At 53.4% G+C, this 15,095-nt stretch carries 12 protein-coding genes; 5 read left to right on the top strand and 7 right to left on the bottom strand.

The window, feature by feature from the left end:
• Nucleotides 1-2 precede the first annotated feature (2 nt).
• Together BSR28_RS07730 and BSR28_RS07735 are read left to right on the top strand one after the other, a co-directional pair.
• Entirely contained in the window at nt 3-1,424 is a 1,422-nt protein-coding gene (locus BSR28_RS07730) for an AAA family ATPase (protein WP_073713853.1), read from the top strand.
• A 13-nt stretch (nt 1,425-1,437) separates the two neighbouring features.
• A complete protein-coding gene (locus BSR28_RS07735; RefSeq protein ID WP_073713854.1) occupies nt 1,438-1,890 on the top strand; it encodes a DUF6912 family protein in 453 nt (150 codons plus the stop codon).
• Here the strand turns inward: BSR28_RS07735 and BSR28_RS07740 are convergent.
• The 5 genes from BSR28_RS07740 to BSR28_RS07760 are packed head-to-tail and all read right to left on the bottom strand — an operon-like array spanning nt 1,868 to nt 9,365.
• Nucleotides 1,868-5,176: an AAA family ATPase gene (locus BSR28_RS07740; RefSeq protein ID WP_073713855.1), complete on the bottom strand. Its 3,309-nt coding sequence runs from the start codon at nt 5,174-5,176 to the stop codon at nt 1,868-1,870. The genes BSR28_RS07735 and BSR28_RS07740 overlap by 23 nt on opposite strands.
• Complete coding sequence (locus BSR28_RS07745) at nt 5,167-6,375, bottom strand: exonuclease SbcCD subunit D (protein WP_073709504.1); 1,209 nt, start codon at nt 6,373-6,375, stop codon at nt 5,167-5,169. Before BSR28_RS07745 ends, BSR28_RS07740 begins: the two co-directional genes overlap by 10 nt.
• 2 nt (nt 6,376-6,377) lie before the next feature.
• The gene (gene rsgA / locus BSR28_RS07750) at nt 6,378-7,451 is read right to left on the bottom strand and encodes a ribosome small subunit-dependent GTPase A (protein WP_073713856.1); all 1,074 of its coding nucleotides are present in this window, start codon (nt 7,449-7,451) and stop codon (nt 6,378-6,380) included.
• 14 nt (nt 7,452-7,465) lie between these two features.
• Nucleotides 7,466-8,842, bottom strand: a complete 1,377-nt coding sequence (locus BSR28_RS07755) for a 3-phosphoshikimate 1-carboxyvinyltransferase (RefSeq protein WP_073713857.1) — start codon at nt 8,840-8,842, stop codon at nt 7,466-7,468.
• A 4-nt stretch (nt 8,843-8,846) separates the two neighbouring features.
• Nucleotides 8,847-9,365: a DoxX family membrane protein gene (locus BSR28_RS07760; RefSeq protein WP_073709501.1), complete on the bottom strand. Its 519-nt coding sequence runs from the start codon at nt 9,363-9,365 to the stop codon at nt 8,847-8,849.
• 121 nt (nt 9,366-9,486) lie between these two features.
• Here BSR28_RS07760 and BSR28_RS07765 point away from each other — a divergent pair, with 121 nt between their 5' ends.
• The 3 genes from BSR28_RS07765 to BSR28_RS09290 all read left to right on the top strand — a co-directional run bounded on the left by BSR28_RS07765 (nt 9,487) and on the right by BSR28_RS09290 (nt 10,581).
• Nucleotides 9,487-10,068 carry a sigma-70 family RNA polymerase sigma factor gene (locus BSR28_RS07765; RefSeq protein WP_073709555.1) on the top strand — a complete coding sequence of 194 codons (582 nt, stop codon included), beginning with the start codon at nt 9,487-9,489 and terminating at the stop codon, nt 10,066-10,068.
• A complete protein-coding gene (gene rsrA, locus BSR28_RS07770) occupies nt 10,061-10,372 on the top strand; it encodes a mycothiol system anti-sigma-R factor (RefSeq protein WP_073709500.1) in 312 nt (103 codons plus the stop codon). The genes BSR28_RS07765 and rsrA overlap by 8 nt, the downstream gene beginning before the upstream one ends.
• A gap of 134 nt (nt 10,373-10,506) precedes the next feature.
• The gene (locus BSR28_RS09290; RefSeq protein WP_382427732.1) at nt 10,507-10,581 is read left to right on the top strand and encodes a 50S ribosomal protein bL37; all 75 of its coding nucleotides are present in this window, start codon (nt 10,507-10,509) and stop codon (nt 10,579-10,581) included.
• Between the two features lie 80 nt (nt 10,582-10,661).
• On the opposite strand, the gene BSR28_RS07775 is transcribed toward BSR28_RS09290, so the two are convergent.
• Nucleotides 10,662-11,237: a GDSL-type esterase/lipase family protein gene (locus BSR28_RS07775; RefSeq protein WP_073709499.1), complete on the bottom strand. Its 576-nt coding sequence runs from the start codon at nt 11,235-11,237 to the stop codon at nt 10,662-10,664.
• A 40-nt stretch (nt 11,238-11,277) separates the two neighbouring features.
• Nucleotides 11,278-14,886 (bottom strand): multifunctional oxoglutarate decarboxylase/oxoglutarate dehydrogenase thiamine pyrophosphate-binding subunit/dihydrolipoyllysine-residue succinyltransferase subunit, encoded by a 3,609-nt coding sequence (locus BSR28_RS07780; RefSeq protein ID WP_233120636.1) that lies wholly within the window; start codon nt 14,884-14,886, stop codon nt 11,278-11,280.
• Nucleotides 14,887-15,095 lie beyond the last annotated feature (209 nt).

Consider the following 15,095-nt stretch of genomic DNA (forward strand, 5'->3'; position numbering starts at 1 on the left):
CTGTGGACGCTAGAAAACTTGTTCTTTGTTTGAGTGGATCGCTAGAGATCGATTTCCTGAAAGCTGTCGCAGCGGAACCAACGATCAGTGTGCAGGTTAGATGTGCCGATTTAAATGAGGCTCTTGCCGCCTCCAGCGCAGGTATCGGAAACCTAGTGCTTATCCAAGACGATCCCGAACTTGGAAGAGAACACGTCGAGATTTTTCACCAGCTAAACTCCACAGTTTTTGTGATTGGCACGGAAGAACGGATCGCAGATCTCTACCACTTTGGAGTCGATCTCGTTATTACCCAACCCCAAGCTGCGGCAATCGTAACCGCGCTGAAGTCCTTCCAGGCAGTTTCCGCAGGTGAAGCACTAATTGGCGAAATGATCGATAGTGACCCGTTGCCTGAGTCGGAGTCTGCGAAACTTGCCACCGCACCGCAGGAACCTACCTTGCCCCCGCCTCCGCCACCTAAGCCGATACAAAATACGAACCACTCTACTAATGGTGAAATCTGGCCAGCGGCAGAAGCGAACGAGCCAGAACCTAAGAACGTTCACAAGTGCATACTAATCCGTGGGACCGGCGGTGCTCCAGGACGTTCAACAATTGCGATCGAGCTGCTGAGCTCACTATGCCGTTCAGGGCAGTCAGCGGTTTTGATCGATGCGGATCTTTCCGCACCCTCACTGCACATTATCTCTGGAGTCATCACCCAGTGGTCAGGCATAGCCGTGGCCTGCACTTTAGCTAATAGAAATGACCTTGATAAACGGGCTTTGGAAGATCTTTTACATACGCTTCAACCGGAAGGATATCTACTATCTGGCTTAAATGCTGCCGATCGCTGGCAAGAAATTGTGCCTTCCGATTTCAAAACGCTGATCGAGGTCTGCAAGCAACACTTTGACTGGGTACTAATCGATACTGCCGCTTGGGAATATGCGGAAGATAGCGAATATTTCAGTACTGATCCTCGTCTTGAAATCCTAAAGACCGCCGCAGATCTCGCCGATCAGTGCATAACCGTTGGCAAGGCCAATCCAGTAGGTATCGCTAGGCTTGTGCGGGTACTGAAAAACTATCCGGTCAAGGACGAATATGTAGCTCTAAACCAGGTTTCCCCAGCGAGCGCTGGAAAAGATCCGGCTGGTGAAATATATAAGATACTGGCCCCGCTTGCGGCTAAGGAAAATATTTTCATACTCCCATTTAGTCGGCAGGTAGAGGAATCTTTACTGCGGGGGATCTCAATTTTTGATCATAATCCCAAAGATCCTTTCGCTGGCGCACTTAACTTACTTGCCTCGGTGGTTCAGAATCTAGGCACTGGAAAGGAAGCAGTAACCGGTATCGAAAAAGCGCGACAGCGCCGCAAGCAACGAATGCCAAAGCGTGGTTATCGGAATAAACTATTTACAAGAAAGTCCTCCTAGAGAAGTTGAAGTTTTGCGCATTTTTATTCCACTAGATTTTTCTAGCCTAGAAAACGAAGAGTTTGAGCCCACTAAGGTCTTCGCAATGACACCTAAGGTGGCAAAACTCGGGGCTGAATATGGCTATGATGACGAGGACTGTGAAGGCATTGCCATGGATTACGCAGCTATGGCTTCATGCGATTATGAAACAAACCAAAAGCTTGGTAGACGCTTGGTAGTCGCAGCAGAGGTGGCAGAGGACCTAATTTCCAATCTTGACTACGATGGATTTGGCTCTGCTACTTTTAAGAGCAGGGTTACTTGGCCCCAGATTGTTTCCTTGCATGTGGATGCCAGCTCCCAGGGGGATCTGGTTGCTCGCGCGGTTGAAAATGAGTCCGCGTGGGACGAACTCTCGGCTGTTTATCTAGAATGGTTTGATGTTAGCGAACTAGCTTTTGTTAAATCCTTAATGACAAAGTAGAAGCACCGCTGGCTAATCTGCTGATTCGTACTTGGTTCGGGATTCTTTCCTTTAGCTGACTGACGTGCGAAATCAGACCAACACTTCGCCCACTAGCAGTAATCTGCGATAGCTGTCCCATAACCGCATCCAGATATTCCGCAGAAAGCGTGCCAAAACCTTCATCGATAAAGAGCGTCTCTATGCTTACGCCACCCCGTTCGTTAGAGACCACCTCGCTCAGGGCCAATGCCAAGGCAAGGGAAGCGCAGAAGGATTCACCACCAGAGAGCGATTTTGGTGACCGGCGTGCGTTACAGGTGTAGTCGAAGATTTCCAAGCCTAAACCTTCAGCACGGGTACGCTGGCCCGATTCTTTGCCCGTTCTTGCCAGTTCAAAGCGCCCGTCTGTCATCTGTGAGAGTAGGGGATTCGCGACCGCTAAGACTTGGTCAAGTCGGGCAATAAGGACGTAGTTAACCAGTGGTGTGGCTTGGAGGTTGGTATCTTTCTTACCCTGGACTAGATTCGCCAGCTGCACTAGTGGTAGGTTCTGCTGATCGGTGCGAATAACTTGCTCATGGTCGGCAAGCAGACGCTCGAGGACCTTCTGCAGGGCTTCTATAGCGGCTGTGATGCGTCCTTCTTGGGTGCGGGTTTGTTCTGCTTTTTGCTTTGCGGCACTGGCGGCAGCCTGAGCATCCTCGACAACGAAGATGGGACGTTCCGCGGGCAGATCTGCATCTGCTAGGCGGGCTAGGATTGCCTGAGTGCTTTTTAGCTCGGCCTGATAGGATTCCACCTCAGCCTTGAGAGCTGCTCGGTTATCGGGCGGCAAAAGGCATTCTTTGGCCTCAGGGAGCGATTTAAAGACCGTCTGGGCTAGGTAGTCCTCTAAACGCCGGTTCGACGCTACTAGGGCCTCGCTAGCGAATTCGTATTGTTCCTCCGCCCGTTCGGCACGTTCGGATACCCGCTTGAGGTCTTCGGCGAGTTTCAGCAACTGTGCTTTCGAGCCCCACTTGGAGTCGAGTTCCTTTAGCTGTTCCTGGTCTTTTTCTTGCTGCTTGCTTTGTTGCGCAAGTAGTTTTTGGTTTGACTCAAGCTTGCCGAGGACGAAGGGCAGCTGTTTTTGATACTCATGTAGTTGGTTGGTTAGGTTTTCTATTTTTTCCTGGTGCTCAACTGCCTGGGTTTTTGCGGTTTGCGCTGCCGCTAGTTTGGCTTCGGTGGCGCTAAGTGCTGCTGTTGCTTCCGGGACCGAAGCGAAGGCATTTTTCTTTGCTTGGGTCTTAATCTCGGTTTGTATTTTTTCTAGCAGCGCCTTGGTGGTTGAGGCAGTTGCTTCCGCATTGGTGCGGGCGGTAAGCAGCTTTTGTAGTTCAGATTCAGTGATTTCGTCTTGCTGCGGGTGATTGGCCTCGGTTTGGGGGTGTGGGTGGCTGGTAGAACCGCAAACCATACAGGGTTCCCCGGGGGTAAGTTCTGAGGCTAAGCGAAGTGCTGCCCCTTCACTCCAGGTTTGGAAGGCTTTGGCGTATCGATCCATGGCCGCAACTGCCTGGGCATTATGCGTTGCTAGCGTGGATTTTATGCTCTCTTCTTGGGCCAGTAGTTCCTCATAGGAAAGCAAATGTTGGACCTGCTGCTGTTGGGTGGCTAAGGTAAGTTTTAGGTCGGCAATGGTTTCGGCTTCTTTACTTAGTTTTCCATGGCGCGATTGGGCTTCTGCAAGTTGTTCTGGAAGCTTGGCTTGGGCCTCCATGACAGCTGATTTTTGCTGATTTAAATCGTTGTTTTCGTTTGTGAGCTCAGCGTTGTGCGCAGCAAGCTGCTCGATCTTAGCCGTTAAATCCTCGATTTGATCAGCTTGCTTTTGGCAGTGCTGGATCAGCCGGCTTAGATCTTCGGTGCCCGGTAGGTTTAGACCCTCTAGATCAGGCGGGAGTTGCGAATCATGGGCTTCTGTAGCGACCACTGGGGGAAGAACCTTAAATGGTTCAAAGATCAGTGGCTGGGGTAGTTCTGTAGCCAGCTTGGTAGTAAGTTCGGATTCTAGGAGCTCTTTTAGGCTACTTTTTTGATCAACGAGGGCGCGGTAGGCTTGCTCCGCACGCTGTTGGTCTGCGTTTTTAGCTGCCTCGTAACTGAGTACGGGCTGAGCCTTTTCATCAAGTGAGAGGAGTTGTTGCTTCTTAGAGATCTCGTCGCTTTGAGACTCTAGTTGGTTTAAATGTACTGATGCTGTCTGCCGCTCATCCCAGTTTTGCACCAGTAACCGTTGTTTTTGGTGTGCGTCAATGAGCTGGTCATAGAAATCGCCTTGGGCATTTGAATGGTGTCGGACTGCTTCCGACAAACCTGCTAATTTTTCTTCCAAAGTAGCGGAAGCGGCTAGCAACTTCGGGCGTGCTTCTTGATGACTGCCCAAGGGAAGATCTGGAGCTCCAAACCCGCTAATTTTTTGGATTAGCTCGATAATTGCTTGCGTATCAAGAGCTTGCGTATCAAGAGCTTGCGTAATAAGGCCTTGCGTATTGGGAGTAAAGCGGTGCGGATATGTTTCCCCTTCAGCGACTGAAGCCTCTATGTCACTACTGGTAATTAGTTGTTCAAAATCGGTCAGTGAGTTTTGTAGCGTTTGGAAGGAAAGCTCTAGTTCAGAGGTTTCTTGCTCAAGTTTACGGTGACTTTCAGCGCTTAGATTTACTGCTTGTTTAGCTCTTTCTTGCAAGAGCGTGGAGAAACGATCAAAGATTTCAGTCCCAAAAATCTTCTGTAAGACCTCTGCTCGAGCGGCCGGCTCGGACTGAAGGAACTTCTTGAATTTGCCCTGAGGCAGGATTACGGTCTGCAGGAATTGATCGGCCGTCAAAGGCAGAATCCGGCTTAACTCTTGGTTCACTTCGCGCTGTCCAGAAGCTAGCGCCTTATGGTTTAGAAAATCCTGTCCATGCAGTTCTTCCAAAGTCGCTTTGGGAGAGACCGGAGTAGCACGTCCGGGAAGCGAATATTTAGGGGTCCGATAAATTCGGTAGCGTTTTGAGTTCAGTTCGAAAACCAGTTCAACATAGCTCTCAGCTTTTCGATCACTGAAACTAGAACGCAATCGTTCGGTAGAAGAATCTTTTTGTCCGGCCACATGGCTGTAGAGGGCAAAAGTGATGGCATCTAGGATGGTAGATTTTCCGGCCCCGGTTGGTCCTTGAAGTAGGAATAAGCCGGCAGCTCCAAGAGACTCAAAGTCGATTTCGTGAGTTCCCGGAAAGGGCCCAATGCCTTGAAACTTGAGATTAATCAGTCGCATGTTCCAAGCTCCTTTCGGGCTTCCTCGTAAATCTCAGTGATCAGCTGCTGCTGGGTGCTATCTGGGGTGAACCCACCGTAGTTTTCGCAGAAGGTTTTTACGATTTCCGGAAGGTCGGGTCCGGACTGATCTGCCAGCGGTGCTTCAGCTTGTGCTAGCAGGGTCGATTCATGCCTGATAACCAGCGCCCCGGGAAGCAAAGCCAGAATCTGTTCACGCGCCTGTGGCGGTCGAGAGGCATCGGTAAAAATTACCTCCGCGTAGGCACGCTGGGCTTCCGAGTCTTGCTTTACTTGGGCAAGGATCTCTGCCAGCTCGCCCCGATAGCGCTTTAGGGGTGCAACCTGAGGGATTTCCAGCTGGGAGATAGAGAAGGAACCTTGGGCATAGTTGACGATGGGGACTTGCTTTCGATACCCGGCTTCTGAAAAAGAAAAAGGAATGGGTGATCCGCAATAACGGACTAGTTCATCTTGGCCAATCGTTTGGGGACGATGAAGGTGCCCAAGGGCAAAGTAGAGATTATCAACCTCCTGCTGGCCGCCTAGAGTCTTCAGGATCTGAAGTGGTACATCACTGATTCCACCAACGGAAATATCTCTTTCAGAGTCGGTACCTTGGGCTGCGGTGACGAACAAGTGCATCATCACAATCGCGGGGATATCAGGCTCATTCTGACGGCGTTGTTCTAGGTCTTCACGGATCATCTGCAGGGCCGCACTGATAACCGCGCTATGAGTCCTAGGTAGTGGTTCACCTGGTGCTGCCTGGTTGGGAAGCTCATGCCGCCAAAGATCAGGCTCAAGATAGGGGAGGGTATAGACCAGTAGCGATTGCTGCGAATCATCCTGCAAGATAGTTGGTTTTGCAAAGCTATCTTTATGGGCCTTGATAATCAGGTTTGGATTCTGAATCAGGTCAGACAAGAAACCTAGGCGAGTGAGGGAATCATGATTGCCGGGACTTAAGATTACCTTGGTCAGCTGGCAAAACTTGCTTAGCCAAGTTTCGACTAGCTGAAGCGAGACGGTTGCTGGGACTGACCGGTCAAATAGGTCCCCACTGATCAGCAGGGCATCGGTGGGGTGGTCGCGTAGGTCTTGTTCTAGGCTTTGGAAAAATAGTTCGTGGGCTTCGGTTAAATCTAAGCCGTGAAGAGTTCGGCCTACATGCCAGTCTGATGTATGTAGAATCCGCATGTTTAGGCGTTATTGGTAGTGCTTTGGCGGGATTCTAAAAGGCGACGGAAGGAAGCCACTCGAGATTCTCGGCGACTCTTTTCTTCTGCGCTAAGATTCGCTTCTTTTAACCACTCATCCAATTCGCAATTTGGCGAGGTAGCTGTGTGGGGGCATCCTTTCGGGCAGGCCGTGGCAAGTTCCGAGAGGTCCGTAAAGGCCGCTAGCAGGCCCTCGTCGGTTACGTGGGCTAGGCCGAAGCTGCGCACCCCGGGGGTGTCGATTAGGTAGCCGCCTTCTGGTAGCGGCATGGTCAGGGTCGAAGTTGAGGTATGCCGTCCCTTGCCCGTGTTCTCATTTACGTGCCCGACGGGGCGGTTTGCCTCTGGAATCAGGGCATTGAATAGCGTGGACTTCCCAACCCCAGAATGTCCCACTAACACGGTCACACGATCTTTTAGGAACTCTCGAAGCTCTTGATAGTCAAGGTTTTGAGGCAGAGCATTAGCGTTGTCCTGATTAGCATGCTCGCTATCACCAAGTGCCGTGGTAAAAATTCTCACGCCCAGCGGCTCGTACAGGGCACGGAAGGCTTCCGGGGAGGCAAGGTCGGCTTTGGTTAAACAGATAATAGGCGTCATGCCGGCAGCGTAGGCGGCAACTAGTAGGCGATCAATCATGCCCACTCGAGGCGGCGGATCAGCAAGGGCGACCACCACCATGAGCAGTTCGGCATTGGCCACTAGAACTTTTGAGTTTCCCTTGGTTTCACCGTCTTCTGCGCTTCGTAGGAGTTCGGTTTTGCGGGCTTGAACCTGCACGATTCGAGCTAGGGTATCCGGCTTACCAGAGACGTCTCCTTTTACTGACACTCGGTCACCAACCACGATGGCACCTTTGCCTAGTTCGCGGGCTTTGACCGCGGTAACAGCGGTCCCTTCGTCCATGACCAGGCGGAAGCGTCCTCGGTCTACCGAAATTACGGTTGCTTTGGGAGCATCACTGTAGTCAGGGCGTACTTTGGTGCGGGGACGGGAACCTTTCCCCGGACGGACCCGAACTCGTGGGTCGTCGGTGCCGATATCTCGCTTTGCCATCTGTGCCGTACTTTCTAATTCTCTGGGAGGTTGGGTTCCGGCGCGGCGGGGGCTACCAATTGGGCCCAGAGGTCTTTGAAGGTGGGCATGGTCTTGGTGGTGGCGTCGATATCGTCTACCTGTACTCCGGGTAAAACTAGGCCGATTATGGCCCCGAAGGTAGCCATTCGGTGGTCGTGGTAGGCGTGTACCTGGGCGGGAGTGGTGACAGGCGCGTGAAAGAGCAGGAAGTCCTCTCCGGCTTCAGCTTCTCCACCAAGGCGCTTTACTTCATTCACGATGGCGGCGAGGCGGTCGGTTTCGTGTCCTCGAAGATGACCGATTCCGGTAATTTTGGTTTTCCCCTGTCGTAGGGCGGCCATGGCTGCCAGGGTAGGGGTTAGTTCGCCGTGTGCTTGAAGGTCAAACTCTAGGTACTCTTCGTTGGTTCGAAGGCCTTCGGGGGCGGTAAATACCGCACCTTGTCCATGGTCTTCGGTGGCGGTGGAGACTTTTCCGCCGAGGATGCTAAAAAGCTCTCTCCAATAGTCGCCAGCTTGGGTGGTCTGGGCGGGCCAGTTGGGGATGGCAAGTTTGCCGCCGCAGGCCCAGATTGCGGCGATAAAGGGGCCGGCGTTGGAAAGGTCTGCTTCTACCGTCATTTGATCTAGTTGTGGACGGCCGGGGGCAACTCGGTAGGTGACTGACTCGGCGGTTTCTTCAACCTGGAGGGTAATGCCTGCCTGGGTTAAAGAATCAAGGGTCATATCGACATGGGTGCCAGAGATGATCGGTCGTTTGGCGCAGATTTCTAAGCCTTGGGGCCATCCGGCGGCACTTAGTAGCAGAGCGGAAAGGAACTGTGAGGAAGCTTTGGCTTCTACATCTACCCGGTTAGGGCTGGTGTCTTCGGCGTTAAGCGGGGTGGACTTGCGCACCTCAAAAAGCGGGACTGGGCCGGCCTTGTCAGGTACTGGTTCTTCGAAGACTTCGAAGTCGTACCCGAGCTGAGCGAGTGAATTCAGCAGGGGACGGATGGGCCGTTTGCGGGCCGCGGGATCACCTAGCACAGTGAGTTTTTCGCAGTACTGCAGCGCTAGGGGGGTAAGAAATCTGATTACGGTTCCAGCTAGCCCTCCCTCGATGGTGAGCTCTTTGGGTACCGCATGTTTATTAATTGGAACAATCCGTAGACTTTGGGTTTTATCATCAAAGTCGAAGGAAGCTCCCAGCGCGCCAAGGGCAGCTTGCATGAGCTGGGTGTCGCGGGCTTCCAAAGGCTGCTGAATGGTGACCTCGTGGCTACCTTGCGCAGCTAGGATTAAGAAGCGGTTGGTCAGCGATTTAGACCCGGGCAGTGCGAGTGCACCTGCGATTGGGGTATTGACGCTGGGAGCGTTCCAAGCGGGCATAGATTCAGTTGACCCCGATTGCGCTCTTGGCGCTTACGAGTTGACTGTGGGCCGCGGCCTTTACCTGCTCAGCCTGGACCGCAGCCTTGTCGGCAGTGCGGGAAGCGAAGTTGGAGGCCCGCCACATTAGCGAGGGAGCTCCCTGGCGGTCAAGGGCAGCTAGCACGAGGGCGCCGGTTAGGGCTCCACGGTTGATGCCGGTTTGAATCTTCTCTGAGATCGATTCTTCGGAGGCTACCTGAGCGCAAGCGATGGGCAGGGAAACTGCAGTAAGCAGGGTGGCGGCGGTACGAGGTGCCTTACCTAGGGCTAGGGCACCGGCAGCGCAAACGGTGACGGCGCCGGCAGCGCGTGAAGCTAGCTGAGGGTGATCAGCTACCCAGTCCAGACGGAAGCGACGTAGGGTGGGGGCAATTTTTTCCACTTTACGAGCGTGGGCTTTGGGGGACTTAATGGCATCGATGCCTTCGACGATGAAGGGGGCGGCCACTAACGGACGAATCATGGTGCGTAAAATATTCATACTCCTATTTGACCGCAAAAGTGATGAAAATAAAAGTGGACGCTCCCGTAAATTCGCTCTGTGGGATAAAAGAATCGCACCTGACAGACAGGATTGTCCTTTTGGCACTATCCTGAGGGGGATGAATGAACAGACTCCACCCCCTGCGATTGGGACTTTTGAAGAGTTAGCAGTACCGCTGCTGGATACCCTCTATTCGACGGCACTGCGCCTGACTAGGCACAGTGCGGATGCTGAAGATCTAGTCCAAGAGGCGTATTTAAAAGCTTTTAGGGCATTCGATCAGTATCAACAGGGGACCAACTTTAGGGCTTGGATCCTAAGAATTCTGAAGAATACGTTCATTAATAACTATCGCAAAGCGCAGCATGCCCCTCAGACCAGTGGGGATGAAGAGGTTGCCGACTGGCAGCTTTATCAAGCTGGCAACCGCGACCCGGAGTTGTTGGAATCGGCAGAAACGGCGGCGCTTTCGAAGCTCCCTTCGGAAGAAATCGTTGAAGCCTTAGATTCGCTCAGCGCTGAAAGAAGGATGGTTGTTTACCTAGCTGACGTTGAAGGTATGTCGTACAAAGAAATTGCGCAGACCTTAGAGATCCCAATGGGGACGGTGATGTCACGTTTGAACCGTGGCAGAAGGCAGCTTCGTGAACAACTAAAGGGCCTGGCAGCGGACTACGGGATTGGAAGTAAAGATGAGTGAAATCGAATCGGCAGACTGTAAAGAGTTTTTTGATCGCCTCTACGAATTCGTAGACGGTGATCAGGGAGCACTTGACCAGAAGCAGCTTTCGATCCTCGAACAGCATGCGGTTGAATGCTCTCACTGCGCCGATGCGGCAGATGTGGAACGTCACCTCCGTCAGCTACTTCGTTCGGCTTGCATGAATCGGGCTCCAGAGGGCCTGCGAGCCAAGTTGCATGCGCGTTTGGAAGAAATCTCGATCTCTGATGACCAAGTCTCTTTTTCCAGTTCAGAAACCGTGGTCTATCTTCGCGATAACTAGGGGTGATATTGGTCCTTAATCGGATCTAACATTCGCTTCTATAGTCGTGATGTGCGATAATCCTAAAGATCTTTGTCGCCGCCCAGATACGGCTTTTAGTGTCAGCGGCCCAGCCAATTTGAAGGAGGAACGCCATGTCAAAGCGTGGTCGTAAGCGCCGCTCGCGCAAGAAGAATGCAGCTAACCACGGTCGTCGTCCGAACGCCTGAGCTGTTTTTACACTTTAAAGAAGCCGGGTTCCCCATTTACGGGGAACCCGGCTTTTAGTCTCGGTAGCTAGCTAAGCACTTTAGCGTGCTAGCCATTCGTACCAACCTTCATGAAGGACTAGCCAAGCAAGTAGTCCATAACAGGTTTGGGTGGGCAGAATAGCTTCCTGGCTTTGGAACTCAGCACGCCACTGCTCGTGATCCACCAGCGGATCAAAAGTATTGACCCAAGGGACATTACGACGCTGAGCAACCTCTTTACCGATTTTCGCTAGGGCTCGGACTGAAGCGCTGTCTGCTCCGGGAAGCGGCGGCGGGCCCACCAAGAGGGTCGGAATATTGAGCTTGATCAAACCATCCAGTACGTTCGCAAGGTTTAAGCGAGTACGGGCCGGCGAGATACCTGCAGCAATGTCGTGAATGCCCATGCCCACGGCCGCATAGACCGGCTCATCGTCGCTGGGAAGACGAAGCTGCACTTCCCGTAGCCAACGTTCTGCCAGTCCAGTAGTGGTTTCTCCCGGGACAGATAGGGTAATCACGTGAGTGGGACTAGAAAACTCGGTACGAGCTACCGCACGTCCTACCCAACCTAGGCCGCGTTCATCTCCACTGGCACTAACCAGCTCATCTCCTAAGATAATCAACCTAGTCATTAATTAGTCCTTTCTGGGGCACACTTCATACCTGCTTAGTTTAGCGTCTGAAGGCAGCTTGGATAAGTTCAGCAGCCTGCGCCTGGTGTAGACGCATCGTGCCGGCACTGGTGGCGGCGGCTTCGGGGCGCGATACCAAACGTAGCTGACGATTCCCCAAGGTCTCCGGGGATAGGTTCATCGCGAGGTGGAACCAAGGGCCCTGGTTCCGCGGTTCGTCTTGGACCCAGACCAACTCGGCATTCGGATACTTAGCCAAAACCTGAGCCAATTCTGCTTCCGGAAGCGGGTAGAGCTGCTCAAGTCGGACGATCGCGGTCTTATGATCGCCAAGGCGGTCGCGTTCCTTGAATAGATCGTATGCCAAGCGGCCGGAGCACAGAAGTACTCGATCCACCTGCTCACGCTGATCCGTCACTAGCGTGTTTACTTCGTCTAGGACCGGCTGGAAAGAACCAGAAGTGAAGTCTTCAATCGGAGAGACGGCCGCGGCTAGGCGCAGCAACTGCTTCGGGCTGAAGACAATCAGCGGCTTGCGTGGGCGACGGTAAGCCTGTTCGCGCAAGAGATGGAAGTGGTTCGCCGGGGTGGACGGCTGCGCGACACGCATATTATCTTGAGCGCAAAGCTGCAGATAGCGTTCAATTCGAGCGGACGAATGGTCCGGACCCTGCCCCTCGAAACCGTGCGGTAGTAGCAGAACCACTGATGAACGTTGGCCCCACTTTTGTTCGGCCGAAGAAATGAATTCGTCCAAGACGGTTTGGGCACCATTCGCAAAGTCACCGAACTGGGCTTCCCATAGGACCAAGGCGTCGGGACGCTCTACGGAATACCCGTATTCGAAGGCCATGGGGGCATATTCCGAAAGTGAGGAGTCGTAGAGAGCTAGGGGAGCCTGCCCCTCAGAGAGGTTCTGCAAGGGGGTCCATTCGTAGCCGGTCTTCGTATCGTGAAGCGTGGCGTGACGCTGTACGAACGTGCCTCGTCGGCAATCTTCACCGCTCATCCGGACCGGTACGCCTTCGAGGAGCAAAGAACCAAAGGCCAGAAGTTCACCAAAGCCCCAGTCGACGGGACCTTCAAGGGCCATCTTGTGCCGCTTTTCTTGCAGCTGCCAGAGTTTCGGATGGACGTTAAAGCCTTCGGGAACATTGGTTTGGGCTTCACCAATACGGGCTAGTAGATGAGCATCCACGGCGCTCTTCCAGTGCTCTGGGGCTTCGTCGTCCTGCTGAGACTGAGGTAGATCAAGACCCCGAACCTGATCGGTAGCATTTTGGGCGCTGGCGGAAAGGGCCGCCTGCTGGGCTCGGGTCTCATTGAGAATCCGGTCCAGTTCGGCCCGGAACTCGTCTAGTGCCTGATCGGCTTCTTCCTGAGTAATATCACCACGACCAACTAGGTTGTTCGTGTAGACCTCACGGGTAGAAGGCAAGGCGTTGATTTGTGCGTACATGATTGGCTGAGTCATGGACGGATCGTCTGCTTCGTTGTGGCCGCGACGTCGGTAGCACACCAAGTCGATGATGACGTCCTTCTTGAACTCTTGACGGTACTCAAAAGCCAGTTGAGCGACGCGCACAGCAGTTTCAGGATCGTCAGCGTTCACGTGGAAGATCGGTACCTGCAGACCCTTGGCAAGGTCGGTGCAGTAGTTTGTTGAACGGGCACCGGTAGGTCCGGTTGTGAAGCCAATCTGGTTGTTGACAATCACATGCATGGTGCCACCGGTTCGATAGGCCGCAAGTTGGCTCATATTGAGCGTCTCATAAACTACGCCCTGGCCAATGAAGGCGGCATCGCCGTGAATCAAGATCGGCAGCACCTGATTGTCACTACCTAGACGGTCCAGCTTGGCTCGGACAATACCCTCTAGGACGCCGTCAGCAGCTTCCAGGTGAGAGGGGTTAGCGGCTAGGTAAACCTTGGTGCTGGCACCGTCATCAGAGGTGTAGGTGCCCTCTGTGCCTAGGTGATACTTGACGTCACCGGAACCCGCGTAGAGGGAGTTGCCGGGATTTCCTTCAAACTCAGAGAAAATCTGGCCGTAGCTCTTACCGCAGATATTGGAAAGCACATTCAAACGGCCACGGTGGGCCATCCCAATGGCAACCTCATGCAGGCCCGCATGGGCAGAATGGTAAAGCACATTCTCCAAGATCGGAATCAGGGTCTCGCCACCCTCCAAGGAGAAGCGCTTTTGACCCATGTACTTAGTCTGGAGGAAGGTCTCGAAAGCTTCTGCCTGTCCCAGTGTGCGTAGGATCCGACGTTGATGTTCTGGGGAAACCTTGGTGTAGGGCAGTTCGATGTGCTGCTGCATCCAAAGTCGCTGGACCGGGTCTTGGATATGCATGTACTCGATGCCCACGGTACGACAGTAGGTGTCCCGCAAGAGGTCAAGGATCTCACGCAAGGGCAGTCGCGTGGTTCCGGCTAAGCCCCCGGTGGGGAAGAGTCGGTCTAGGTCCCAGATTGAAAGACCATAATGGGCTAGGTTCAAGTCGGGGTGACGACGTCCACGATAGTGGAGCGGGTCAGTGTCGGCGGCCAAGTGGCCGCGCGAGCGGTAGGCGTGGATCATTTCCGTGACACGCGAGCTCTTACCCAGTTCATCCTGTTCATCCCAGTCGTGGTCCTCGGACCATTCCAAGGGCTCGATCGGGATCTTCAGGGCTTCGAATACGCGATCAAAGAAGCCATCTTCACCCGTTAGCTTCTTTTGGATACGTCCCAGCAAGAGGCCAGATGCAGCACCCTGAATCACTCGGTGATCATAGGTGGAAGTCATGGTCATGACCTTGCCGATACCAGCCAGGGCGCGTTGCTTCTTTGAAGCACCAGCCCATTCGGCGGGGAAGTCCATGCTGCCCACGCCAACAATGATGGACTGACCCTGCATCAGACGCGGCACGGAATGGAGGGTGCCAACAGTTCCCGGGTTGGTAAGGGTAACTGAGGCCCCGACCATGTCGGTGGCGGTAAGTTTACCGTTACGTGCCCGGTCGATTAGCTCATTATTCGCGGTCCAGAATTCCTGGAACGTCATTTCGTCAGCATTCTTAATGACCGGCACCATCAGGGTTCGGCCCTGTTTGGTCGGCACGTCAACGGCTAGACCCAGACTGACGTGGGGGAGGCGGTGCAGGATAGGCTTCCCGTCTTCTAGTTCGTACTTGACGTTAAGCTCGGGGGCTTCGGTAAGTGCTTCGACCAGCGCGTAGCCAATCAGGTGGGTAAATGAAACCTTGCCGCCGGTGGTCCGCTGGAGGTGATCGTTAATTAGTTTCCGGTTTTCAATCAGGATGCGGACTGGCACTGTGCGTGCAGAAGTGGCGGTCGGTACTGAAAGCGAGGCGTCCATATTTCGGGCAATTGCTGCTGCCACGCCCTTGAGACGAGTTTGTTCTTCAGCTTGAGGCTGCCCCATGACGGCGCGCTTTTGAGCCTGCTGTGCCGCATAGGGAGAGGTAGGCGGCTCCATATACACATTGGGTAGCGGAGGCAGGTCTGAGCGGGAAGCGTCCTGCAGGTGCGAACCGCCGCTGGGCGGTGCTGGGGGTGCGTAATGAGCTTGTTGAGATGGGAAGAAATTATTCGCGGATGAATCTAGACCCGTCGTTGGGTCATTGTGCTCTGCGCTCACGTTTGAACCTCACATTTATTCGTGTTTGAGCTTTGAGTAAAGATTAGGCGATGGTGGCTTTTATCTCAATACGAATAGCGAATTCTGCGTCGATTGCGTCTTAAAGTTAGGCAATCTCAACATCACTGCGGCTAGCGGGCCCGAGCTTCCATCTACGGGAGGTGCTGAGAGCCAAAAAAATAGCTAAACTACCTACATCATGAATGACT

It is taken from the genome of Boudabousia liubingyangii (assembly GCF_001907245.1).
Classification (GTDB): domain Bacteria; phylum Actinomycetota; class Actinomycetes; order Actinomycetales; family Actinomycetaceae; genus Boudabousia; species Boudabousia liubingyangii.

Excerpts from the sequence above, each read along its gene's own strand:
- BSR28_RS07740 (WP_073713855.1), bottom strand. The coding sequence starts at position 5,176 with ATGCGACTGATTAATCTCAAGTTTCAAGGCATTGGGCCCTTTCCGGGA.
- BSR28_RS07745 (WP_073709504.1), bottom strand. The coding sequence starts at position 6,375 with ATGCGGATTCTACATACATCAGACTGGCATGTAGGCCGAACTCTTCAC.
- rsgA (WP_073713856.1), bottom strand. The coding sequence starts at position 7,451 with ATGGCAAAGCGAGATATCGGCACCGACGACCCACGAGTTCGGGTCCGT.
- BSR28_RS07755 (WP_073713857.1), bottom strand. The coding sequence starts at position 8,842 with ATGCCCGCTTGGAACGCTCCCAGCGTCAATACCCCAATCGCAGGTGCA.
- BSR28_RS07760 (WP_073709501.1), bottom strand. The coding sequence starts at position 9,365 with ATGAATATTTTACGCACCATGATTCGTCCGTTAGTGGCCGCCCCCTTC.
- BSR28_RS07765 (WP_073709555.1), top strand. The coding sequence starts at position 9,487 with ATGAATGAACAGACTCCACCCCCTGCGATTGGGACTTTTGAAGAGTTA.
- rsrA (WP_073709500.1), top strand. The coding sequence starts at position 10,061 with ATGAGTGAAATCGAATCGGCAGACTGTAAAGAGTTTTTTGATCGCCTC.
- BSR28_RS07775 (WP_073709499.1), bottom strand. The coding sequence starts at position 11,237 with ATGACTAGGTTGATTATCTTAGGAGATGAGCTGGTTAGTGCCAGTGGA.